Annotated in this window: 23 protein-coding genes; 4 read left to right on the forward strand and 19 right to left on the reverse strand. The window is 75.4% G+C overall.

What is annotated here, in order from left to right; translation table 11 throughout:
- Positions 1 to 24: 24 nt before the first annotated feature.
- Entirely contained in the window at positions 25 to 675 is a 651-nt protein-coding gene (locus tag PH191_RS15015) for a helix-turn-helix domain-containing protein (protein ID WP_274195429.1), read from the forward strand.
- On the opposite strand, the gene PH191_RS15020 is transcribed toward PH191_RS15015, so the two are convergent.
- The 7 genes from PH191_RS15020 to PH191_RS15050 are packed head-to-tail and all read right to left on the reverse strand — an operon-like array spanning position 591 to position 8,447.
- Complete coding sequence (locus PH191_RS15020) at positions 591 to 1,382, reverse strand: oxamate carbamoyltransferase subunit AllH family protein (protein WP_274195430.1); 792 nt, start codon at positions 1,380 to 1,382, stop codon at positions 591 to 593. The genes PH191_RS15015 and PH191_RS15020 overlap by 85 nt on opposite strands.
- On the reverse strand, positions 1,379 to 2,824 hold the full coding sequence (locus PH191_RS15025; protein ID WP_274195431.1) for a YlbE family protein: 1,446 nt from the start codon (positions 2,822 to 2,824) through the stop codon (positions 1,379 to 1,381). Before PH191_RS15025 ends, PH191_RS15020 begins: the two co-directional genes overlap by 4 nt.
- Positions 2,821 to 4,371 (reverse strand): argininosuccinate lyase, encoded by a 1,551-nt coding sequence (locus PH191_RS15030; RefSeq protein ID WP_274195432.1) that lies wholly within the window; start codon positions 4,369 to 4,371, stop codon positions 2,821 to 2,823. The genes PH191_RS15025 and PH191_RS15030 overlap by 4 nt, the downstream gene beginning before the upstream one ends.
- A complete protein-coding gene (locus PH191_RS15035; protein ID WP_274195433.1) occupies positions 4,368 to 5,399 on the reverse strand; it encodes a 1-aminocyclopropane-1-carboxylate deaminase/D-cysteine desulfhydrase in 1,032 nt (343 codons plus the stop codon). Before PH191_RS15035 ends, PH191_RS15030 begins: the two co-directional genes overlap by 4 nt.
- A complete protein-coding gene (locus PH191_RS15040; RefSeq protein ID WP_274195434.1) occupies positions 5,396 to 6,745 on the reverse strand; it encodes a class-II fumarase/aspartase family protein in 1,350 nt (449 codons plus the stop codon). Before PH191_RS15040 ends, PH191_RS15035 begins: the two co-directional genes overlap by 4 nt.
- Entirely contained in the window at positions 6,730 to 7,668 is a 939-nt protein-coding gene (locus PH191_RS15045) for a DUF7714 family protein (protein WP_274195435.1), read from the reverse strand. The genes PH191_RS15040 and PH191_RS15045 overlap by 16 nt, the downstream gene beginning before the upstream one ends.
- Positions 7,665 to 8,447, reverse strand: a complete 783-nt coding sequence (locus PH191_RS15050) for a phosphosulfolactate synthase (RefSeq protein WP_274195436.1) — start codon at positions 8,445 to 8,447, stop codon at positions 7,665 to 7,667. The genes PH191_RS15045 and PH191_RS15050 overlap by 4 nt, the downstream gene beginning before the upstream one ends.
- Before the next feature lie 66 nt (positions 8,448 to 8,513).
- On the opposite strand from PH191_RS15050, the gene PH191_RS15055 reads away from it, so the two are divergent.
- Entirely contained in the window at positions 8,514 to 9,485 is a 972-nt protein-coding gene (locus PH191_RS15055; protein WP_274195437.1) for an AIR synthase related protein, read from the forward strand.
- A gap of 5 nt (positions 9,486 to 9,490) precedes the next feature.
- Here PH191_RS15055 and PH191_RS15060 read toward each other — a convergent pair whose 3' ends face one another.
- Positions 9,491 to 9,877: a hypothetical protein gene (locus PH191_RS15060; RefSeq protein ID WP_274195438.1), complete on the reverse strand. Its 387-nt coding sequence runs from the start codon at positions 9,875 to 9,877 to the stop codon at positions 9,491 to 9,493.
- Positions 9,878 to 9,953: 76 nt separating this feature from the next.
- Between PH191_RS15060 and PH191_RS15065 the strand changes: the two genes are divergently transcribed.
- Positions 9,954 to 10,349, forward strand: a complete 396-nt coding sequence (locus PH191_RS15065; protein WP_274195439.1) for an OsmC family protein — start codon at positions 9,954 to 9,956, stop codon at positions 10,347 to 10,349.
- Between the two features lie 4 nt (positions 10,350 to 10,353).
- Here the strand turns inward: PH191_RS15065 and larC are convergent, their stop codons facing one another.
- From larC to larE, 3 genes are read right to left on the reverse strand one after another with little or no spacing between them, the layout of a single operon-like run.
- Complete coding sequence (larC, locus tag PH191_RS15070; RefSeq protein ID WP_274195440.1) at positions 10,354 to 11,571, reverse strand: nickel pincer cofactor biosynthesis protein LarC; 1,218 nt, start codon at positions 11,569 to 11,571, stop codon at positions 10,354 to 10,356.
- Positions 11,564 to 12,220: a nickel pincer cofactor biosynthesis protein LarB gene (gene larB, locus PH191_RS15075; protein WP_274195441.1), complete on the reverse strand. Its 657-nt coding sequence runs from the start codon at positions 12,218 to 12,220 to the stop codon at positions 11,564 to 11,566. The genes larC and larB overlap by 8 nt, the downstream gene beginning before the upstream one ends.
- The gene (larE, locus tag PH191_RS15080) at positions 12,217 to 13,035 is read right to left on the reverse strand and encodes an ATP-dependent sacrificial sulfur transferase LarE (RefSeq protein WP_274195442.1); all 819 of its coding nucleotides are present in this window, start codon (positions 13,033 to 13,035) and stop codon (positions 12,217 to 12,219) included. Before larE ends, larB begins: the two co-directional genes overlap by 4 nt.
- A gap of 45 nt (positions 13,036 to 13,080) precedes the next feature.
- Here larE and PH191_RS15085 point away from each other — a divergent pair, with 45 nt between their 5' ends.
- Positions 13,081 to 14,640: a long-chain-fatty-acid--CoA ligase gene (locus PH191_RS15085; protein ID WP_274195443.1), complete on the forward strand. Its 1,560-nt coding sequence runs from the start codon at positions 13,081 to 13,083 to the stop codon at positions 14,638 to 14,640.
- A gap of 28 nt (positions 14,641 to 14,668) precedes the next feature.
- Here PH191_RS15085 and PH191_RS15090 read toward each other — a convergent pair whose 3' ends face one another.
- The 8 genes from PH191_RS15090 to PH191_RS15125 all read right to left on the reverse strand — a co-directional run bounded on the left by PH191_RS15090 (position 14,669) and on the right by PH191_RS15125 (position 22,708).
- Entirely contained in the window at positions 14,669 to 15,367 is a 699-nt protein-coding gene (locus tag PH191_RS15090; protein WP_274195444.1) for a GAF and ANTAR domain-containing protein, read from the reverse strand.
- A gap of 39 nt (positions 15,368 to 15,406) precedes the next feature.
- A complete protein-coding gene (locus tag PH191_RS15095; RefSeq protein WP_274195445.1) occupies positions 15,407 to 15,697 on the reverse strand; it encodes a hypothetical protein in 291 nt (96 codons plus the stop codon).
- 96 nt (positions 15,698 to 15,793) lie between these two features.
- Positions 15,794 to 16,348 (reverse strand): YbhB/YbcL family Raf kinase inhibitor-like protein, encoded by a 555-nt coding sequence (locus PH191_RS15100; RefSeq protein WP_274195446.1) that lies wholly within the window; start codon positions 16,346 to 16,348, stop codon positions 15,794 to 15,796.
- Between the two features lie 23 nt (positions 16,349 to 16,371).
- Complete coding sequence (locus PH191_RS15105) at positions 16,372 to 17,940, reverse strand: GMC family oxidoreductase (protein ID WP_274195447.1); 1,569 nt, start codon at positions 17,938 to 17,940, stop codon at positions 16,372 to 16,374.
- Positions 17,937 to 18,329: a hypothetical protein gene (locus tag PH191_RS15110; protein ID WP_274195448.1), complete on the reverse strand. Its 393-nt coding sequence runs from the start codon at positions 18,327 to 18,329 to the stop codon at positions 17,937 to 17,939. Before PH191_RS15110 ends, PH191_RS15105 begins: the two co-directional genes overlap by 4 nt.
- 137 nt (positions 18,330 to 18,466) lie before the next feature.
- Positions 18,467 to 19,948, reverse strand: coding sequence for an AAA-type ATPase lid domain-containing protein (locus tag PH191_RS15115; RefSeq protein WP_274195449.1), 1,482 nt, complete (start codon positions 19,946 to 19,948; stop codon positions 18,467 to 18,469).
- Positions 19,949 to 20,130: 182 nt separating this feature from the next.
- Positions 20,131 to 21,123 (reverse strand): LLM class flavin-dependent oxidoreductase, encoded by a 993-nt coding sequence (locus PH191_RS15120; RefSeq protein ID WP_274195450.1) that lies wholly within the window; start codon positions 21,121 to 21,123, stop codon positions 20,131 to 20,133.
- A gap of 67 nt (positions 21,124 to 21,190) precedes the next feature.
- Positions 21,191 to 22,708, reverse strand: coding sequence for an aromatic amino acid ammonia-lyase (locus tag PH191_RS15125; protein ID WP_274195833.1), 1,518 nt, complete (start codon positions 22,706 to 22,708; stop codon positions 21,191 to 21,193).

Consider the following 22,708-nt stretch of genomic DNA (forward strand, 5'->3'; position numbering starts at 1 on the left):
CGCCATCCGTGTCAAGGAGGCCCCATGGCCCGATCAGCGGCCGCCGCGACGGACCGCGGCGAGCCTGACTCCGCGCCCGGTGCCGAGCCCGATCCCGCCCCGGCGGCGGAGGCCCCCGGCTACGCGGCGGTGGTGGAGGCGATCGGCCCCAAGGTCCGTGACCTGCGGCAACAGGCCGGCCTGTCGCTGCAGCAGCTGGCGCGGCGTGCGGACGTCTCGGCCGCGTCGGTGCACAAGGTCGAGCGCGGCGACATGGTCCCGACGATCACGACGCTCCTGAAGCTGGCGGCGGCGCTCGAGCGCCCGATCGGCCACTTCGTCGACGACCGCGTCCCCGAGCCCGTCGCCAGCCTGGTCCCGGCCCACGCGCGTCCCGACCTGCCCTCGCCGCCGTCGGTCGAGCGCGCGGGCATCACCGGTCCCGCCGCCCGCTTCCGTCTGCAGGGCGCGGTCACCGAGGTCGACGGGGGCGCCTCGGGCGCCGACGAGGGCCCGCGCAGCGGGGAGGTCCTCGTGCACGTCCTCGACGGCGAGCTGAGCTTCGAGCTGGCCGGTGAGCGCCACGTCGTCGGCGCCGGCGACACGCTGCACTACCCGGGTGACCGGCCGGCGCTCTGGCGCAACAGCGGCTCCGGGCCCGCGCGGGCGATCTGGCTCGTGGTCCGCGGGAGCTGAGACACCGCGAGCGCCAGCCCGGCGGCCAGGTGCGCGCCGGAGCTCGCGCCGACGGCGACGAGCGAGCGCTGGGCCGCGGCGAGCTCCTCCGGCCGGCCCGGAGCGACCGCGGCCAGCCAGTCGTGCACCGGGGCGATGCACTGCCCCCGCGCGGCCCACGCCAGGAACGCGCGGGCGATCTCCGTGGTCGCCACGCCCGCGGCGATCGCGTCGAGGCGCGGCCCCGCGGCCGGGCCCCCGACCAGCCGGGCGACGACGAGGACGCCGGCGAGCTGGTCGTCGCCGGACGGGGTCAGGCCGGGGCCCCGGCCGCCCACCCGCGCGGCGAGCTCCTCGAGCCGCCCGGCCCGGACGAGGTCCTCGACCTCGGGGTCCACGTCCACCGGGCGCGGGGGATCCCCGACGAGCGACTCCGCGGCCGGCAGCGCGCCCCGCCACACCGGCCCGTCGACGCGCAGCGCCCAGTGCCCGCCCGCGAGCCGCGTGCCGTCGCCCGCCACCGGCTGCCCCGCGCGCAGCGGGGGCAGGACCGCGCACCGCACGTGCAGCGGCCCCGCGGCGAGGGAGGCGTCGACGAGCGCCACGATGTGGCTACCGGTCTCCCCGTCCAGTCGCAGGTACGCCGCCCGCCGGTAGACGGCGACGACCGTCCCGCGGCACGGCCGGGCGAGCACCGCGTGGGCGCCCTCCCCCAGGTCGACGGTCACACGGCCACCCCACCGTCCTCGCCGGCCAGGTCCAGCAGCGCCGCGACGAAGCAGTCCAGAGGCGCCGTGGCGACCCCGGCGCCGACCTGCCCGACCCCCGAGTGCGCGGCGAGGATGCCGGTGGTGACCTTGGGGGTGATCCCGAGCTCGACCACCGCGCGCACGTCCACCCCCACCGGGGTGCCGCTGAACCCGAGCGCGGGCAGCGTGAACCGGCTGCTGGCGCCGACGCAGATGCGGCGGAAGACCTCGGTGGCGCGGGCGGCGTCGGCCATCGACCCGCCGAGGAACGCCGCGACCGCCGGCGAGTTCCCCGCCGCCGGCCCGCCGAGGCCGACGAGCTCGAGCACGGCGCTGTCGCCGATGTCCGGCGCGGCGTCGTCCGGGCCGTAGCCCGAGTAGTAGAGGGCCTCGCCGACCGGCGGCGAGTCCGTGACGTACCAGCGGTCGGAGCCCGCGAGCCGGATCCCGAACGTCGTGCCGTTGCGCGACATCGTCGTGACGATGCTCGAGCCCGTCACCTGGCCCGCCCACGCCGTGAGCGCGCGGGCCGCGCCCATCGCGAGCGTCAGGAAGAACAGGTGGTTGCCGCCGAGGAAGTCGGCGAAGCCCTGGCGGGAGTCCTCGGGCAGCGCCGCGATGTGTGGCAGCCAGGTGCGGACGAGGAGGTTGGTCGCGGCCTGGGTGCGCATGTGGAGGTCGTCGCCCATCGCGATGCCCTGGGCCGCCATCGCCAGGACGTCGAGCGGTCCGGTGCGCGCCAGGATCGCGGCGACGGCGGGGCCGGCGACGTCACGCAGCAGGCGCAGCCGCGCGATCGCGGCATCGGTGTCGCGGCCGAACCAGGGGACCTCGCCGGGCCCCTGGTTGATCGGCGCGAACGTCCGGACCGTCCCGTCGCCGGTGGACATCTCGATGACGAGGACGGGCGCGGTCGGCCCGATCGCGCTGGCCATCGGCACGACGGTGTCGTGGAGGTTCGCCGGCTCGAGGCGCACCGCCCCCGAGGCGAGCAGCCCGTCGGCCCCGGCCGTGTCGACGGCCCAGCCCTCGGCCACCGTCGCGGCGCGCATCGAGCGGCGCAGCGGGTCGGCCACCTGCTCCCACCCGATCGCCGGGCCGCAGTGCAGGAGGACCCGGCCGCCGGCCTCGGAGACGCCCGGGACCACCTCGCCGGCCGGGGCGACGCCGACGAGGAAGGGCACGCCGGTGTCGAGGCGGCGCAGCACCTCGGCGTTGGCGGCGTCGATCTCCGCGCCGCGGCCGGCGTACAGCCGGGTCAGCGCCCGGATGGCGTCCGGCCGGCCGCCGGCGGGCGGGCGCCAGTCGACGTGCTCCACCGGACGCCCCTGGGCGCGCACCGCGTCGGCGAACATCGGCAGCCCGACGTTGACCACCGCGACCTCGTCGGGCAGGACGATCGGGGGTCCGGTGGTGCTCATCGTGCTCCTCCTGAGGGGTGCGGGCCTGAGGGGTGCGGGCCTGAGGGGTGCGGGCCTGAGCCCTGGCGTGCCGCGGCGAGCAGCGCGGCCTCGGCGCTGTCGTAGCCGGCGAGCCGGTCGGCGGCGGACGCCGCGAGACCGTCGAGGCGGTTGCGCAGGCTCGTCGTCATGCGGGCCAGCGCGTCGGGCGACGCCCCGCCGCGGGCGTCGCGCGAGAGCACGATCTGCCACGGGTCCAGCACGGTGGACAGGTCGCGCCCGGCCACGCCGAGGGGCGTGCCGCGGTGCTCCACGGCCGCCTCGTCGATCATCTCGCCGGTGATGGCGACACCGCGCACGCCGGCGCGGCTCGCCGCCCGCACCGTGCGACCGACGATGAGGTAGGCGGTCCGGTAGTCGACGTCGCAGGACTGCACGAGGTACTCGGCGAGGTCGGTGGCCTGCGTGTAGCCGCCGCGGACCTCCTCGGCGAGCCGGTCGGTGTTCACCCGCAGCGTGCGCACCACGCCCGCGGAGAGGCGCGCGATGCGGACGGCCAGGTCGAGCGCGCGGGGCACCTCGCCGTAGGCGTAGATCAGGTTGTCGCTGCGGGCCGAGGGGCTCTTGGTCACGGCGAGGAACCCGGCGAGCCGCCCGATGAGCACGCCGGACGCGCCCCGGATGATCGACAGCGCGTACGGGTTGCGCTTCTGCGGCATGAGGACGCTGGCGCGGGTGTAGCCGTCGTCGAGGTCGACGTAGTCGAACTCGCTCGACGACCAGATCTCGAGGTCCTCGGCGAGCTTGCAGAACGTCGTCAGCAGGCTCGACGACGTCGCGAGCACGGCGATCAGCCCGTCGACCTGCCACATCGCGTCGCGCGTGTGCTCGATGACGTCGGAGAAGCCCAGCGTGCTCGCGATGAACTCGCGGTCGGTGAGCAGCCGCGTGCCGTTGACGCAGCCCGCGCCGCCGGGGCTCGCGTCGACCCAGTCGAGCTCGCCGAGCAGCCGCTCGGCGTCGCGCACCGCGGAGTAGACGAACGAGAGGACGTAGTGCCCGAACGTCGAGGGCTGCGCGTGCTGCAGGTACGTCTGGTCCGGCATCACCGTCTCGGCGTGCTCCTCGGCACGGTCGACGGCGGCGAGCCCGAAGCGGGCGGTGTCGCTGATCAGCTCGACGATCTGGCGCCGGATGTGCAGGCGCAGCGCGATCCGCACGGCCTCGCGGCGGGGGCGCCCGGCGTGCAGCCAGCCCGCCGCGTCGCCGATCCGGGAGACGAAGTAGGCCTCGCGCGAGTTGTAGGGCTCACCCAGCTCCGGGTCGTACGGGAAGTCCTCGGGCGGCGTCGCGTCGGCCTCGAGGAGCAGCGCCAGGACCGCCTGCCGGGCGTCGTCGGGCACGAGACCGCGGCGCGCGAGGTCGAGCACGTGCCCCATGTCGGCCAGGTTCAGCCCGCGGTGCAGGAACGGTGCGTCGGCGTTCTCCAGCGCGAAGCCGGAGTCGACGAGCTCGGGCGCCGCGGCCGTCCGCGGGGGGCCCGACTCGCGGACGCGACGTGCGGTCATGGTGCTCCTGTCGTGGCGGGGACGGTCTCGCCGAGGTGGGTCAGGGCGGACGCGACGCCGCCGGTGTGCCAGAGGACGACGGGGCCGGGCCGCTCCTCGTGAACCGGCCCGGCCCGCAGCCGCGCCAGGGCGACGGCGAACGCCTTGGCGCCGTAGGTGTCGTCGAGCAGCAGTCCCTCGGTGCGCAGGACCGTCGCCGCGGCGTCCCGGTCCGCGGCCGACGCCCGCCCGAAGCCGGGTCCCCGGTGGTCGACCACCTCGAGGCGGTCCTCCCGCGGCGGCGCGGTGCCCAGGGCCGCGGCGCAGGCGCGCCCGAGGTCCAGCACCTTGGGGGTGATCTCCTCCGGCGGCCGGCTCACCGACACCGCGAGCACCGTCGTGTCGGCGCCGGCCGCGGCCAGGCCGACGAGCAGGCCCGCGGTGCTGCCGCCGGAGCCCAGCGGGAGCACCACGGTCGCCGGGAACGCCCCGTCGAGGCGCACGCACTGGTCGAGCACCTCGGCGGCGGCCCGCGCGAAGCCCGCGGCGCCGACGGGGGTCGACCCGCCGCGGGGCACCGCCAGCGGCCGGCGTCCCGCGGCCCGGAGCTCGGCGGCCCGCTCGGCGACGACGACGTCGACGCGTTCCCGCCGGTCGTCACCCAGCGGCACGAGGCGCGCGCCGGCGGCCTCCGCCAGCGCCAGGTTCGGCGTCGGGCCCGGAGCCGGCCGACCTCGGGAGGCGCCGCCCCACACCACCAGCTCGCAGGCGATGCCCGCGACCCGCGCCGCCATCGCCGCCGCCGCGACGAAGTTCGAGTCCGGCCCGCCGCCGGTGACCAGCACGTCCACGCCGTGGGCCTGCGCGTCGCCCAGCAGGTACTCGAGCGGGCGCGTCTTGTTCCCGGCGATCCCGAAGCCGGCGAGGTCGTCCCGCTTGATCCGCAGCGGCCCGCACCCGAGCTCGGCGCGCAGCCGCGGCGCGTCCACCAGCGGGGTCGGCAGCGTGCCGAGCGGCAGGCGGGGCGGGAGCCGGGGCAGCCAGGTCACACGCCCTCCCCCGCCCGGGCCCCGCGGGCCCGCGCCACCACCTCGTCGACCATCCGTCCCGCGGTGGCGACCGGGGCGCGCGCCATCCACCCGCGCACCTCGTCGGCCGACGCGACCCCGCGTGCCACGACCCCGTCGACGACGTCGCCACCGCCGGCGAGCACGCCCTGGAGCAGGTCCTGGGCCGCGTGCTTGCCGAGGCGCCCGGACAGCCCCGCGAGCACGCGCTCGGAGGTGAGCCGGTCGCCGAAGCGCTCGAGGTTCGCGGCCATCGCGCCGTCGTGGACCTCGAGACCCGCCAGGAGCGTGCGTGCGAGCCCGAGCGCGGTCCCGGTCAGCAGGCAGACCTCGGGCAGGGCGACCCACTCGGCCTTCCACCCGCGGCCGTCGCGCTCGTGGCTGACGACGGTGCCCTCGAGCAGCACCCCGGCCGACGACCGGGCCAGGCGGGCGAGGGTGTCGAGGTGCTCGCCGACCTCGGGGTTGCGCTTGTGCGGCATCGTGATGCTGCCGACGGCGGTCGCGGTGGTCGGCTCGGCGAGCTCGCCGATCTCGGGGCGGGCGAGCTCGTAGACCTCGGTCCCGATGCGCGCGAGCGTCCCGCAGACCAGGGCCAGGACGTGCCCGAACTCGGCGACGCGGTCGCGGCTGGTCAGCCAGGACGCGCCCGGGTCGCCCAGCCCGAGCTCGGCGCAGAAGTCCCGGCGCAGCGCGAGCGGGTCGAGCTCGGCCTCGTGGAACGCGAGCGCGCCCACCGCGCCGGCGAGCTGGCCCACCGCCCACCGCGGACGCCCCTCGCGCAGGCGGTCGAGGTGGCGGCGCAGCTCGTCGGCCCAGGACGCGGCCTTGAAGCCGAAGGTGATCGGGGCGCCGGGCTGGCCGTGGGTGCGCCCGACCATGACCGTGTCGCGGTGGGTCGTGGCCAGATCCAGCACCGTCGCCTCGAGGGCCAGCAGGTCGCGCCGGACGATCGCCCCGACGTCGCGCATCAGCAGGCCGAACCACGTGTCGCTGACGTCCTGCACGGTGGCGCCGACGTAGACGTGCTCGCGCGCGGACTCCGGCAGCACCCGCTGCAGCTCCCGGATGAGGCCGAGCGTGGAGTGCGACGTCGACCGGGTCCCCGCCGCGACCCGGTCCAGGTCGAGCGCGTCCGCGCGGGCCCCGGCGGCGATCTGCTCGGCGGCCCCGGGCGGGACGAGACCGTGGCGCGCCTGCACGCGGGCGAGCGCGACGAGGACGTCGAGCCAGGCCTGCCAGCGGGCCGTCTCCCCGAGCAGCTCCTCGAGCTCCGGGGTGGACCAGAGGTGCGCGTAGACCGGCGAGTCGGTCAGGCGGGTGACCACGGCGCCGCCCCCTGGCTCTCGGCGAGCTCGGCGAGCCGGCCCAGCGCCTCCCGCACGTGCTCCAGCGAGGCGCCCCACGGCACCGACACCCACGCCGTCGGCCCGTCCGGCCCCTCGGCGACGCCCTCGTCGAGCTCCTCCTGCTGCAGGCAGCACTTGGTCAGCAGGGCTCCGGCGCCGGCCGCGGCCGGGTCGGCCTTCGGACAGAAGTCGACCTGTGGCGCGTCGTGGCCGTAGAACCACCGGTGGATCTGGCGGGAGCGCTCGCAGCCGACGAGGGTCCAGTCGGCGGGCTCCGGTCGTTCGTCGAGGTAGGACATCGTGGCGCCGGGGATCTCGCTCCCGCCGCCGCGGCACGGGAGCAGGTAGTGCTCGGCGGGGAGCCGGCGGGCGAGGTCGGCCAGGTCGACGACCTCGCTCTCGAGGCGCAGCGGCCGCAGGGTCTCGGTGACGTCGACGATCCGGCGGGCCTGGTCGGCGAGCTTGGCCGGGTGCGGCGGCACCACCTCGCGCACCACCACCCGCAGCGCGTCGGGGTCGACCACGAAGTTGACGTGCTCGTACCGGCCCTGCACCACCACCGCGCGGGCGCCGGGGACCTCGGCGGCCACGGCGACCAGCGCGGACGGGATCGCCGTGTCGACGTCCGGGCGGTACACGAACACGCACTCGTCGGGGCCCGCGAGGAGCTCGACCGCCGTGATCGGGCTGAAGAGCGCGTCGCCGGGATCCCGCGCGACGGCGAGCAGGGCCACGTCACCCGAGGTCTCGTCGTGCGGGCGCACCACGAGGAACCGCGTCTTCCAGTAGGCCTCGCGCCCCAGGTAGTGCGTACGCAGGGACGCCTCGTCGAGCGGCCCGTCGAAGCGCGCGACGGCGACGCCCCGGTAGCGCCCGGGGACGAGGTTGGGCGTGCCCCTCACCGCACGGGCTCCGCGGTGACGGGCAGGGACACCTCGGCGGTGTCCGAGCGCAGGCCCAGCCGCAGCGTCTCCACCGAGAGGATCTCGTCGAGCGCGACGTTGCCCAGGTTCACCCCGGGCCCGAAGCGCCGGACGAACCACGCCTGCTGCCCGGCGCGGGGTGCCTCGAAGACGACGCGGTCGAGGCCCACGGCGTCGACGATCTCGTCCACCACGTCCTCGCGGACCGTCCCGTCGCCGTCGTAGATCCCGACGGTGCCGCTCTGACGCCCCTCGGCGACCACGAGCGCGGCGCCGGCGGCGCGGTCCTGCCCCGCCTCGTCGCCCCACTGCGCGAGGGTGTGCTGCTGGGCCGGGTCCTTGGCCCCGACCTCGGTGACCACGACGAACCGGTCGGCGGCGCGCCGGACCAGCTCGTGCTTGGCCTCGAGCGCCATCGGCACGGTGCCCCGCGACACCTCGACGTGGGTGAAGCCGGCCTCGTCCGCCCACGCGAGGCACGCCTCGGCCACCCCCTGGGCCCAGGCGATCTCGAGCAGCGTGCCCCCGAGGCACGACGCGACGTCGTGGTCGGCGAGCACGGCGAGCTTGTCCGCGATCCGGCCGTCGAGGTAGGCGGTGCCCCACCCGGTCTTCCAGATGTCGACGTACGGGGCCGTGCCGGCGAGCAGATCCGCCGCGACGGCGGGCGTCACGCCGGTGTCGAGGACGTGGGTGAGCCCGGCCGAGCGGGGCTTGGGCGGCCGGGTCGGCAGCGTCAGGAAGCTCGCGGGGCCCATGACCGTCGATGGTAGATCAGATAGTAGATGTACGCCTACGATGCGAGACGATCGAGGAGGTGCGGTGTGGGAACGACCGTGACGAGCGAGCTGGACGAGATCGTCCGGGTCGTCGCCGAGCATCCCGGGCTGCTGGCGAAGACCGAGATCGGGCTGGTCGGCGAGGTCCTCGGGGACACCGACTGGACCAGCGGACCGGGGGACGACGGGGCCGTCGTGCGCACGTCGACCGGCTCGGTGGTCGCCTGCGGCGAGGCGCTGTGGCCCCCGTTCGTCGCCCACGACCCCCGGGGCGCGGGCTTCGCGGCCGTGCTGACCAACGTCAACGACGTCGTGGCGATGGGCGCCGAGCCCCTCGGGATCGTCAACACCGTCGCGGCCACGGAGGAGACCGCCCGGGCCGCCCTCGAGGGGATGCGCCACGCCTCCCGGCTCTTCCGGGTCCCGATCGTCGGCGGCCACCTCACCCGCCACGACGGGGAGCCCTCGATCTCCGCCTTCGGGCTCGGCGAGGTGGGCGACGCCCTGTCGATGACGCGGGTGGAGGTCGGCCAGAGCCTGGTCGTCGCGGCGGCCACCGACGGCGCGATGCGCCCGGACTTCCCGTTCTTCCCGGCGTTCGAGCAGCGCGGGGAACGGTGCGCGGACGACGTCCGCCTGCTGCCGGCGCTCGCCCGCAGCGGGGCCGCCGTCGCGGCGAAGGACATCAGCATGGCCGGGCTGGTGGGCTCGCTGGCCATGCTCCTGGAATGGGGGACGTTCGGGGTGGAGATCGACCTCGACGTCCTGCCGGCGCCGCACGGCGTGGACACCGCGGCGTGGCTCACGTGCTTCCCGAGCTTCGGCTTCCTGCTCTGCGTCCCGCCCGGGCGCGAGGACGACGCCCTCGGCCCGTTCCGCGCGCGCGACCTCGAGGCCGCCGTCGTCGGGCGCATCGACGACACGGGGCGGATCGGCCTGCGGCGGGGCGAGGCCGTCGCGACCGCCTACGACCTCACCCGGCGCGCGGTCACCTGGCTCCCCCGGTCCGGCCGGTGACCGGCTCAGAGCTCGCCGGCGAGCAGGTCGGAGCCCGCGAGGTCGCGCCAGACGGCGTCGACGCCGGTGCAGGGCGCCGGCACGTGGTCCGGCGCGAGGTGGAGGCCGCGCAGGGCGACGTCGGCGGCGACGGAGAACAGCCGCAGCACGCGCTCCGGGTCGCGCCAGCGGTGTCCGGCCGCGAAGTCGATCCACGCCTCCGGCGGGACCACGTCGCTCTCGGAGTAGTCCAGCTCGCCCCAGGTGACGGCCAGCTCGAGCAGCTCGATCACCTCGTCGGGGTCGTCCTCGACGCGCAGCAGCCGGTCGTGGTGGGCACGGGTGCGCCGGTCCGGCCGGCAGCGCACCCAGGGCAGCACCGTCACCGGGTACGCCACGCTGTCGATGCTCATGGACCGATCCCCCACTTCGTCGAAGGAAACGTGATGGCCGCCACCTTCCTCAGCGGTGTTGCAGGGGTGTTGCACCGTGGCTGAGCGCACCGTCTCGGCCGTCTGGGAGGAGGGCCTGCGCTGCTCGGTGGACGCCGGCGGCTTCCCCCTCACGGTCGACGAGCCGACCTCCGTCGCCGGCGGCACCGGCCGGGGACCTCAACCCACGGAGCTCCTGCTGGCCTCGGTCTCCTCGTGCTTCACGCTGGCCGTCGCCCACAGCGCCGCCAAGCGCGACCTCGACCTGCGCGGCCTGCGCGTCGACGCGACCGGCACCTACGACGGTCCGCGCTTCGTCGCGATCCGGATCACCGTGCACGCGGACGCACCGCAGGGCGAGGAGCTCGCCCGGTTGATCACCGCGGCGGAGCGGGTCTGCTACGTCACCAACACCCTGCGGCTCGCCCCCGAGATCGAGATCCGGAGCGCCTGAGCGCTCACGCCCGCTCGCGGTACGCCGCCAGCGCCGCCTCCAGGACCGCGCGGACCGGCCACCCGAGGGCGGCCGCGGCGGCCTCCGCCTCGGCCAGTTCGGGGGTCGCGAGGGGCAGGGGCCCCTCGGGATCGTCGGCGACCTTCACCATCACCACCCGGGTCGCGCCCGCCGGGCCGACCTCGACCGGCACCGACCGGCGGCGCGCGGTCGCCCGCTCCCAGCGCGACCAGCGGACGCCGAAGGTGCTCGTGTGCCGGAACACCGCCTGGACGATCGCCTCGCGGGCCGCCTCGGGGCAGAGCACCGAGAGCACCTGACCGGGACGGCCGTGCCGGCCGACCACGGGCGTCGTCCAGCAGTCCCAGGCGCCCGCCGCCCGGGCGGCGGCGAGCACCGAGGGCCAGAGCCGCGGGTCGAGGTCGTCGACCGTGGCCTCGACGACCACGACCTCGTCGCGGCCCCGGTGCCCGGCGGCGGCCGCGGACCGCCCCAGCACGACGCGGGTGATGTTGGGCCGGTCGGCGGGGTCGCGGCGCCCGCCGCCGACGCCGACGGCCATGACCCTCATGTCGGGCAGCGGCCCGGGGGTGGCGAGGGCGGCGACCAGCGCCGCACCGGTCGGGGTGGTGCGCTCGCCCTCCAGCGCGCCGCCCGTCAGCTCCAGCCCGGCGTCCGCGGCGAGGCGGAGCACCGCGGGGCCGGGCACCGGCAGCGGGCCGTGGGCGCTGCGCACCGTCCCGTGACCCACCGCGAGCGGCGAGCACCACGTCGCGGCGCCGTCGGCGAGCAGGCCGAGCGCGTCCGCGGCGGCGGCGACACCGACGACGTCGGCGAGGGCGTCGAAGGCGCCGACCTCGTGGAAGTGCACCTCGCCGGGCCCGAGCCCGTGGACCGCGCCCTCGGCCCCGGCCAGCAGCCCGAAGACCTCACCGGCCAGCCGTCGCGCGGGCGGGCGCAGACGGGCGGTGTCGACGAGCTCCAGGACGTCGGCGAGGCGCCGTTCGCGGTCCGGGACCGCCGGGGTGCCGACGACCACCCGGGCGCACGCGAACCCGCCGCGGCGCTCCCGGAGCACCTCGACCGACAGGCCCGGGACGCCGAGCGAGGCGACGGCGTCACGCACCGCGTCGAGGTCGGCGCCCGCGTCGAGCAGGGCGCCCAGGAGCATGTCGCCGGCGACGCCCGAGGACGCGTCGACGAAGGCGACGGCCTCAGCCACGGCGCAGGATCTTCGCCGCGTGGGCCGCCGCGCCGAAGCCGTTGTCGATGTTGACGACGACGACCCCGGGGCTGCAGGCCGCGAGCATCGTCGCGAGCGCGGCCCGGCCGCCGGCCGCGACGCCGTAGCCCACGCTCGTCGGCACCCCGATCACCGGGGCCGCGACCAGGCCCGCCACCACGCCGGGCAGGGCCCCGTCCATCCCGGCGACGGCGACGACGACGTCGGCGCGGCCGATGTCCTCGACCCGTGACAGCAGGCGGTGCAGGCCGGCGACGCCCACGTCGGCCACGAGGCGGGTGCCGACGCCGAGGGCCGCGAGGGTCGCCGTGGCCTCGCGCGCGACGGGCACGTCGGTGGTGCCGGCGGTGAGCACGACGACGTCGCCGGCGGGGCGCGGGAGGGCCCCGACGGTCACGGTGCGCCCGACCCGGTCGACGGTCACGTCGTCGAAGGCATCCGGGGCGCGGTCGAGCACCTCGTCGGGACACCGCGTCGCCAGGGCCGGGCCGTCGGGATCGAGACGGCGGAGCTCGGCGAGCAGCGCGAGCGTGCGCTCGGGCGGCTTGCCCTGCGCGAACACCACCTCGGGGACACCGGTCCGGGCCCGGCGCCCGCCGTCGGGCAGCGCGTCGTGGGGCTCGCTCACGCTGGCGTGATCTCCAGGTTCAGCGACCCCGACCGGAACGGGTGCGGGTCGATCTCGACCTCGCGGTAGCCCGCCGCGCGCACGGCGGCCTCGACGGCGGCCCGCTCCCCCGGCTCGTCCACGCGCCCCAGCTCGTCACCCGCGATCTGCACGCGGCCGAGGTCGCCGTGGTGGCGCACCCGCAGGACCGCGTAGCCCCGCGCGTGCAGCGCGGCCTCCGCCCGGTCGATCTGCGCGAGGACCGGCGCGGAGACCGGCGTGCCGTACGGGATCCGCGACGCGAGGCAGGGCGACGCCGGCTTGGCGGCGCTGGGGAGGCCGAGCTGCTCGGCCAGCGCCCGGATGCGCGCCTTCCCCAGCCCGGCCTCGACCAGCGGGTGGCGGACGCCGTGCTCGGCCGCCGCCGTCAGCCCCGGCCGCCAGTCGCCCAGGTCGTCGACGTTGGCCCCGGAGAGCACGACCCGGTCGCCGGCGATCGTCGTCAGCCGGTCGTAGAGGTCGGTCTTGCAGTGGTAGCAGCGGTCCCGCCCGTTGCGCCGGTAGCCCTCGCGCTCGAGCTCGGTGCTGCTGACGACGCGGTGCGCGATGCCGATCGCGGCCGCGACGGCCGACGCCGCCTCGATCTCCCCGGTCGCCAGTGCGGGCGACACGGCCGTCACGGCGAGCGCCCGTTCCCCCAGCACCCGGCCCGCCACGGCGGCGACCACCGACGAGTCGACCCCGCCCGAGAACGCGACGACCGCCCCGGGGAGGCCGGCCAGCAACTTCTCCAGCGCCGCGAGGTCGTCCGCGGGGGACGACGCGGGGAAAGCCATGCCCGCAGCATGGACGCTGCCGCGGCCGCCGTTCAAGATTCGTGCATGACGACGGGGTCCATCACCGGCCGGGGCATGACCCTCAGCGACATCCTGGCCCGCTGGTCACGGGTGACGCCGGAGGCGGAGTTCCTCGTCGACGCCACCACCGGCGAGCGCCGGACGTACGCCCGGTCCCACGACCGGGTCACCCGACTGGCCAACACCCTGACCGGCGAGGGCGTCGTCCCCGGCGACCGGGTCGCGGTGCTGGGGCTCAACGGCGTCGACCTGCTCGAGTCCTACATCGCCGTCCTGCGCGCGGGCGCGATCTGCGTGCCGGTCAACTTCCGCCTCGTGCCCGAGGAGGTCGCCTACGCACTGGTCGACTCCGGCGCGGTGGTCGCCGTGGCCGACACGGCGACCGCGGGCCTGATGGCCGCGGCCCGCGACGGGGCGCCCGCGGTCCGCCGGACGATCACCATCGGCGGCGACCTCGAGGACGTCCTCGCCGCCGCCGACCCAACCTACCGCGAGCTCCCCGTCCCGGACGACGCCACCGCGTTCATCATGTACACCTCCGGCACCACCGGAGCGCCCAAGGGCGCGATGCTCACCCACCGCAACCTGTACCTGCACGCGGTCTCGTCGACCATGCACCTCGGCGGGCCCGGCGGGCCGAGCGTCTGGCTCTCCGGGACGCCGTTGTTCCACATCGCGGGCGTCGCGGGCTTCCTGCCGTCGCTGTTCGCGGGCGGGACCACGGTCATCCCGCCGTCGGGCGGGTTCGACCCCGAGGAGGCGCTCGCGGTCCTGGAGCGCGAGCGCGTCACGTCGTGCTTCTTCGTGCCCGCGCAGTGGGCGGCGATCTGCGAGCGGGTGCACGCGCGGGAGCGCGACCTCTCGGCCCTGCGCAAGTGCGGGTGGGGCGCGGCCCCGGCCTCGACCGGCCTGCTGCGCACGCTGAGCGCGAGCTTCCCGGACGCCGAGATCGTGAGCTCGTTCGGCCAGACCGAGTGCAGCCCCGTCACCACCACCCTGCGCGGGCAGGACGCGGTCCGGAAGATCGGCTCGGTCGGGACACCGATGATCAATGTCGAGGTCCGGGTGGTGGACGACGACATGAACGACGTCGCGCCGGGCGAGGTCGGCGAGATCGTGTACCGCGGGCCCCTGGTGATGAGCGGCTACTGGAACAAGCCCGCCGAGACCGCCGAGGCCTTCCGGGGCGGGTGGTTCCACTCGGGCGACCTGGTCCGGCAGGACCCCGAGGGCTACTACTACGTCGTCGACCGCAAGAAAGACATGATCATCTCGGGCGGCGAGAACATCTACTGCGCCGAGGTCGAGAACGTCCTCGCCGCGCACCCGCAGGTCGCCGACGTCGCCCTCATCGGCGTCGCGGACGAGAGGTGGGGCGAGACCCCGCTCGCGGTGGTGGTGCCGGCGGACCCCGCCGATCCCCCGACGCTCGCCGCGCTCGAGGACCACTGCCTCGCCCACCTCGCCCGGTACAAGCGCCCGCGCCGACTCGCGGTGGTCGACGCCCTGCCGCGCAACGCGACCGGGAAGGTGCAGAAGACGGTGCTGCGGGAGCAGGCCCTGACGGGGTCGCTCGTGCCCTGACGACCGGGGTGGGGCCGACCTCTCCGGCTCAGCCCTCCGCCGTCGGCGTCGATTCCCCGACCAGCCACCGGGCGACGTCCACGAGCTTGATGTTGGTGTCCTGCGAGCTGCGCACGAGTCGTTGGAACGCCTCGTCCTCGCCGACGCCGAAGCGCTCGATCAGGATGCCCTTGGCGGTGCCGATGACGTCCCGGGACGCCACGGCGCGATCGAGCTGCGCCGCCCGCTGCGCGCCACGGAGCGCGAGTCCGGCCTGGTTCGCGAACAGCGAGCCGAAGATGCGGTCCTCCTCGGCGAAGGCGTTCGCCCGCCGGCTGAACAGGTTGAGCGACGCGGCGCTCCGGCCCTCGCTGTACAGCTGGAACGACAGTGAGCTGTGGACGTCGAGGTCGAGGGCCCGCCGGGCGAAGTGGGGCCAGCGGTCGAGATGGTCGGCGAAGTCGTCGACGACGACCAGCTCCTGGTCGTAGATGGAGTCCACACAGGGGCCCTCGGTGTGGTCGGCCTGCACCTGGTCGAGCTCGTTGACCACCGCGTCCGTCGTCGCCGGCGACGTGATCGTCCCGCGGCCCTCGAGCAGGAGCACGCCCGCCAGGTCGGTGGCCGGCGACGTGTCGACGGCGGCGGAGAGCACCAGCGCCAGCGTGTCCTCGATGCTCGAGGCCACGGCGAACCGGCGCCCCGTGCTCAGGAAGTCGCGCAGGCGTGCGTCGTCCTCGGCGAACACCGAATCTCCTCGTCCACGGGGTACTGGCGGATCCCGACCCTAATCGTCGGGGTCCTCCCCACCGTCCGGAGCCCGGTTCACCGGCCTCCGGGACCGCCCCTGGCTGCCCGCCCGCGCGACGAGGTCGTCCAGGAGCCGGTAGACGTTCCGGCGACAGCATCCGCCCGCGCACCCGCGTGCCGGGACGATCGCGGCCACGAGGATCCCGACGTCGAGGTCGACGACCCGCACCGCCGACGGCAGGAGCCGGGCCGTCCCGGGGTCCGCGTCGAAGACCCCGACGGCCGCCATCCCGGCCTCGGGGTGGAGACAGACACGCACGATCAGCATTCGCCGGCATCCCGGTGGACGGAGGAGCGCGCGCGGTCCGCGGCCACGGGAGGACCCGTGGCGGCGGACCAGCGCTCGTGAACGGTCAGCGCTCGGTCAGCGCTCGTAGACGGCCGTGATGGTCGCCCGGGCCAGGGTGTGGCTGAACAGGTTGAACCCGAGATAGGCCGGGCTGGCGCCCCGCGGGATGCCCAGCCTCGGCACGTCGACCGCGTGGACGACGAAGTAGTAGTGGTGCACCCCGTGGCCCTCGGGCGGTGCGGCCCCGAGGTACTGGTGGATGCCGGCGTCGTTCGGGAGCACGATCGCCCCCTGCGGCAGCCGGGACCCGTCCGGATCGCCCGCACCCGCGACGAGCGAGGTGACGTCGGCCGGGATGTCGGCCACGGCCCAGTGCCAGAAGCCGCTGGCGGTGGGCGCGTCGGGGTCGTAGCAGGTGACCGCGAAGCTGCGCGTGGCCGTGGGGAAGCCCTGCCAGGCCAGCTGCGGGGACCGGTCCTCCCCGCCGGGCACGCCCATGATCCCGCTGGTGTGCGGCGGGGCCAGGGGTGTGCCGTCGGCGACGTCGGTGCTGGTCAGCGTGAACGTGGCGACCTGCGGGAGGAAGTCGTAGGGGTCGGGCGGAGCGACGGGCGGTGCGGCTGTGGACACAGGGGTCTCCGTGGTGTCTCGGGCTAGGTGAGGGTCTTGTGGAGCTCGGTGGCGATGTACTCCGCCTGGCGCGTCGCGAGCGCGACGATCGTCAGGGTCGGGTTCGCCGCGGCGCCGGTGGTGAAGACGCTGCCGTCCGAGATGAACAGGTTCGGCACGTCGTGGGCCCGCCCGAAGCGGTCGACGACGCCGTCGCGGGGCCGCTGGCTCATGCGGCAGGTCCCGAGGTTGTGCGTCGACGGGTAGGGCGGCGTCTCGATCGTCTTCTGCGCGCCGACGGCGTTGTACACCGCGGCGCCCTGGCGCTGCCCGTGGCGGCGCATGGCGACGTCGTTGGGGTGGTCGTCGAAGTGGACGTTGGCCACCGGCAGCCCGTGCTGGTCGACGGTCTCGCCGGACAGCGAGACGCGGTTGTCCGCGCGGGGCATGTCCTCGCCGATGATCCACATGCCGGCGGTGTTGCGGTAGCCGTCGAGCAGCTCGGTGACCGGCTCGCCCCAGCGTCCCGGCGCGATGAACTTCGCGAGGAAGGCCGGCCCGAGGGAGATCGTCTCCATGTAGTAGCCGCCGACGAAGCCGCGGTCGGTGTCGAGGCGCGACTCGTCGGCGATCACCCCGGCCATCGTCTCGCCCCGCCACATCTTCACCGGCTTGTCGAACTGGCCCCAGACGGTGCCGGTGGTGTGGCGCATGTAGTTCCGGCCGACCTGCCCCGAGGAGTTGGCCAGCCCGTCCGGGTGCTGGGCCGACCCCGAGAGCAGCAGGAGCCGCGGTGTCTCGATGGAGTTGCCGGCCACGCAGACGACGGCGGCACGCTGGCGGCGCAGCGTCCCGTTGCGGTCGACGTAGAGCACGCCGGTGGCGCGGCCCGTCGCGTCGTGCTCGATCTGCGCGACGTGGCTGTCGGGACGCAGGTCGAGGTTGCCCGTCTTCTCGGCCTTCGGCAGCTCGGCGACCAGCGTCGACCACTTCGAGCCGTTCTTGTCGCCCTGGAAGTTGAAGCCGTCCTGGATGCTGGCCGGGCGGCCGTCGTAGGGCTCGGCGTTGGTCGCGTACGGCCCGGTCGAGTAGTACCGGTAGCCGAGCTTCTCGGCGCCGTTGGCGAAGACCTTGTAGTTGTTGTTCGCGGGCAGCGGCGGGCGGCCGTGGCGATGGGTGACCCCCATCTTGATCTCGGCCTTGTCGTAGTACGGCGCGAGCTCCGAGAGCGCGATCGGCCAGTCGAGCAGGCTGGCGCCGTCGAGGTCGCCGTAGGTCGAGCGCGCGGCGAACTCGTGGGCCTTGAAGCGGGGGCAGGCGCCGGCCCAGTGGGTCGTGGTGCCGCCGACGGCCTTGACCAGCCACGCGGGCAGGCCGGGGAAGTCGGTGGCCACCTGCCAGCTGCCCGACGTGGTGCGCGGGTCGCTCCACGCCATCTGCCCGAACGCGGGCCACTCGTCCTGGTGGTAGTCCTCGCCGGTGAGGTGCGGCCCGGCCTCCAGGACGACGGTCTTGAACCCCCGCTGGCAGAGCTCGTTGGCCACCGTGCCGCCGCCGGCACCGGAGCCGACCACCACCACGACGTCGGAGTCGTCGTACTCGAAGCGCGTCATGCCGTCATCTCCTCCTCGTGCTCGATGCGGGGGTCGGGGAGCCAGTCGAGGTCGTCGAAGCCCCGGTGGAGGTAGCCGCCCTTGTCGAACGACGGACCCTCGTAACCCAGCAGCTCCCACACCTCGGGGTCGCTGTAGAGGGTCACGACCACGCTGTCGACGATGGCGGTGAGGAACGGCGTGCCGTCCGCCCCGCGCAGCACCGCGGCCGCGACGTCGGCGTCGAGCTCGGCGAACGGGACGTCACGCTGGGCGTCGAGGTCGGTGAGACCCTGCATCAGCTGCGCGAGGAACCGCGGGTCCTTGCCCGCCTGGTCGATCACCGCGTCGGCAGCGCGTTCGTAGGGGCCGCGGGGGAACGTGCGGTGCGGGAATGCCGCGTACACCACGTTCACCAATGTCTGGCGATGCTGGGCGGTCAACAATGTACTTCCCATCGCGCACCTCTCTCTGTGGTCTGGGGAAATGAGGGCAGGACTGTTCGCCCGGCGTCCCCTCGGGGGACGTCGGTGGGTTTGTGTGCGTGCTACTGGTCCGCGACCGCGGGCGCCCGGATGCCGTACTTCGCGATGCGTCGGTAGATGGTGGAACGGCTCATGCCGAGCGATTCGGCGGCGCCGGCGGCGGTGGCCCCCGGCTCGGAGAGGGCGCGGACGATCTCGTCGCGCTCGAGGGTCTCCATGCGCGTGAGCTTGTGGTGGGCGCCGGTGAAGACCTCGGGCGGGAGATCGCGCACGGAGACGAGGTCGGTGCGCGCCACGGCCTGCCGGACGACCTCGCGCAGCTGCGTGACGTTGCCCGGCCAGTGGTAGGTCTCGAGGACGTGCTGGGCGTCGGCCGCGAACCGGACCGCGCGTCCGCGGGCCTCGCGCGCGAACCAGGACGCCAGCGGCACGACGTCGCCGGGACGGTGCCGCAGCGCGGGGAGCTCGACCACCGTGCCGACCGCCGCCCGCAGCCCGTCGGGCACGTCGGCGAGGTCGTGGGCCGTGACCGACAGCCCGGGGGCGCCCTCGAGCCCGGCCACGAGGTCGGCCAGGTCGGTGCCCGCCCAGGCCGGGAGCTGGTCGACGCCGGAGACGATGACGCTGGTCCCGGGCTTGCCGAGCTCCGGCGACCACAGCGCCAGCCACGACGCCACGCCCTCGGGGTCCGGCGGACGGGCGTGCAGCACGCGCCGGCCGCGGTGGGTGCGCGCGTGCGCCCCGCCCAGCAGCGCGCCCTTGCCGACGCCGGGCTCGCCCACGACCGCGACGCCCTCGCCCGAGCGCAGGGCCGCCCGCACGACGTCCATCGCCGCGCACCACTCGACGCCCAGATCCTCGAGGCACGGCGCGCTGTCGTCGTCGACCGCGGTGCGCACGCGGACCACCCGGCCCCGGGTGGCCGGCCGCGTCTCCCGGCCGCGACCGCGCGCGAGCATCAGCGCCTCGGTGGTGCGGGCCGCGGTCTGCGCCAGCGCGAGCAGCAGGTTGTACGACTGCTGCGACCAGGTCGTGAGGTTGACGGCGCCGACCATCGCGCCGGTGACCGGGTCGGCCACCGGCACCGCGGCGCACGTGTAGCCCCAGAGGCTCGTCGAGTAGTGCTGGTCGGCGCGGACGAGCGTCGGGACGCGGTCGGCGAGTGCCAGCCCGAGCCCCGTGGTGCCGGTCTTGCGCTCCGAGAAGTCGAACCCGGGCGCCAGGCGCACGTCGTCGAGGGCCTGCAGCAGGAACCGGTCGCTGCACACCCGGTTCAGCACCAGGCCGTCGGGATCGGTGAGCATGAGGCTCACCGGTTCGTCGGCGAGCGTCTGGTGCAGTTCCGTGAGGACCTGGTGGCCCGATTCGTAGAACAGGGAACGGTCGTCGACGTCCCCGACGAACGCCGGATTCACCGCGTCGAGCGGCACCGCGTAATCGGCACTGCGTTTCCACGACGAGACGAGACGGCGCGGGAGCACGGCGGGATCGCGATCACGCGACAGCGCGAGCTGCTCGCGTTCACACAGATCCGCCCGGTGCATCTCGACTCCCTCACGCATCGTCGCGCCCCGCTCGCCATCGACTGTGGCAGGAACGACGGAGGAGGGAAGGGGCTCCGAGTGTCAACCTGAGACGGCCCGCCGCACTGCGGGAGACGTCGGCGGTCCTCGGCGGCATGAGGTGAGGCTAACCTCACATCACGCCGCCGGGGTACCCCCTCGTCTCAGGACGACGTCGCGGCCTCCAGGAACCGCTCCAGCTCGCGACGGGTGTCGGAGCCGCAGGGCTGGAAGACCACCTCGGTGACGCCCTGCTCGCCGAGCTCGTCGAGACGGCGCTTGACCTCGTCGCCGGTCCCGGTGATCGTCGCGTCGCGCAGCATCGAGTGGCCGCCCGCGGCCCAGGCCGCCTCGTCCGCGGCGTTGAGCTCCACGCAGTGGCCCGAGTGGACCGCGAGGTGCCGCTCGCCCTCGGGGGCGGACTCCACGACGTCCATCCACGCGTCGCCGCCGGGGAGCCCGCGCACGGCGTCGGGACCGCCGAACTCGTAGGCGCCGTGGTAGGCCAGCGCCCATCCCGGGCCGGCGGCCTCCCGGACGTGCGCGGAGTCAGCACCCTCCGACTCGTCGAGCACCGTGCCCCACAGCAGATAGGGCACCCACGAGTACTCGCCGAGGAAGTCGGGCACCTGCAGCGTCGCGTAGAGGCCGTCGCCGAGCTCCCGCGCGACCGCGTTGCCCTTCGGCCCGAGCGCGCCGACGAGGATCGGGACCTCCACGGGCCGCGCCGGCGCGTGGCCGTCCGGGTGCAGCATCTGCATCCGGGTGCCCTCCCACTCGACGACCTCGCCGCGCAGCAGGTCGCGGTAGGCGCGGATGTAGGCGTCCATGAACTTCCAGGTGATCGCCCCGTAGCCCATCGCGCGGCGTCCGGTGAAGCCGGTGCCGAAGGCGACCGCGACGCGGCCGGGCGCGAGGTCGACGAGCGTGGCCGTGGCCGCGGCGTTGACCATCGGATGGCGCAGGCTCGGGATCAGGACGCCCGGGCCGATCCCGATCCGTTCGGTGCGCTGCGCGGCCAGCGCGAGCGTCATCCAGACGTCGGGGCTCTGCTGGGGGGTGTCGTAGACCCAGGCGCGGGCGTAGCCGAGGGACTCGGCGAGGGCGATGTCGTCGGGCGAGCTCAGGGCGGTCGGGAAGGCGCAGGACACGTCCACGGGTCCTCCAGTGATCAGGGGGACTCGCGATCCGACCACGCGCGGGGCGCCCGGTCCAGCACTCCTCTCAGACCAGGGCCCAGGTGGGGTCGAGCAGGAGGCCGACCGCGACGGCGACGTCGTCGGCCAGCGGCCGGTCCTCGGTGCGCGGGTCGAGCACCTCCTCGGCACGGGCCAGCGCCTCCTCGACCGGGGCGGGCCCGGTGCCCGTGGCCGGCACCCCGACGTTCTGCCGCCGCAGGCGCAGGGCCCGGACGGCGGCGACGAGCTCGCACGCCAGGACGCGGGTGTAGGCGATCGCCACCTCGGTGGTCGCCCGCGCGGCCTGGGTGGAGAAGCTCGCGTGGTCCTCCAGGCCGCGGGACACGACGGCGCTGCCCAGGGTCACCGGCAGCGCGACCTGGCGCAGCGCGGCGAGGGCGTCGTGGCTCATGTACTCGAGGATCATCACCCCCGAGCTGCCGGGCGGTCCGTCGACGAGGAACGCGCGCAGGCCGGTCTGCTCGGGCTCGACGAGGTCGCCGAGACGGGCCGCGGAGAGCTCGGCGACGCCGTGGATGCAGGCGCGGACGTGGTCGAGCGCGCCCGCGACGTAGGCGGTGTGGAAGTGCGCGTGGTGGTACACGTCGTCCTCGGCGACCGCGATCATCGGGTTCTCGGCCCCGGCGTTGATCTCGACGTCGAGCACCCGGTGCAGCGTCGCCAGGGCGTCGATCGCCGGGCCGTTGACCTGCGGGAACGCGCGCAGCCCGAACGGGTCCTGGATGCGGCGGCCCTTGGGCGGGGTGCGCTCCATGCCGAGCAGGTGGCGCATCCGCTGGGCGCACCGGACCTGGCCGGGGTGCGGCCGGGCGCGGTGCACCGGGTCGGCGTAGGCCTCGGGGCTGCCGTCGAGCGCGAGGTAGGACAGGGCCGCGACGACGTGGCTCGAGGCGAGGACGACGTCGAGGGTGCCGGCGGCGAGCGCGGACTCGGCGAGCGTCACCGCGTTGCTGGAGACGAACGCCAGCGCGTCGCCGGCGTCGACGGCGACGGGTTCGGGACGTGACGATGCGACCGGCGGCGCCGTGTCCCACGCCCCCTCCCCCGCGAGCGCCAGCGCGATCTGGGCGAGCGGGGCGAGGTCGCCGGTGCCGATGGCGCCGAGGCGGTGGACGACGGGCCGGGCACCGGTGCGCACGGCGTCGGCGAGGGCGTGGACGAGGCGCGGCGACACCCCGGAACGGCCGGTGAGGAGCTGGTTGAGCCGGATGAGCAGCGCGGCGCGGACGAGCTCGGGATCGAGCTGGTCGCCCGCACCGCCGGAGTGGCTGCGCAGCAGGCGGAGGCCGTGACCGGCGGTGTCGGCGGGCTCGGCGTCCGCTCCGACGTACTCGTCGCGGTTCGCCCCGACCCCCGTGGTGCGCCCGTAGACCGCGCGGCGGGTGCTGAGGTCCGCGCCCAGCCGGGCGGCGCGCTCGACGTGGGCGAGGGCGGCCCGGTCGAGGTGGACGTCGGTGGGCCCGAGCGTCCGGGCCACGGCCGCGACGTCCCGGGCCGTCAGCGAGGCGCCGTCGAGCCACAGCGGCGGACGTCCCTCCACCAT

This window comes from Actinomycetospora callitridis, assembly GCF_028737265.1.
Classification (GTDB): Bacteria; Actinomycetota; Actinomycetes; order Mycobacteriales; family Pseudonocardiaceae; genus Actinomycetospora; species Actinomycetospora callitridis.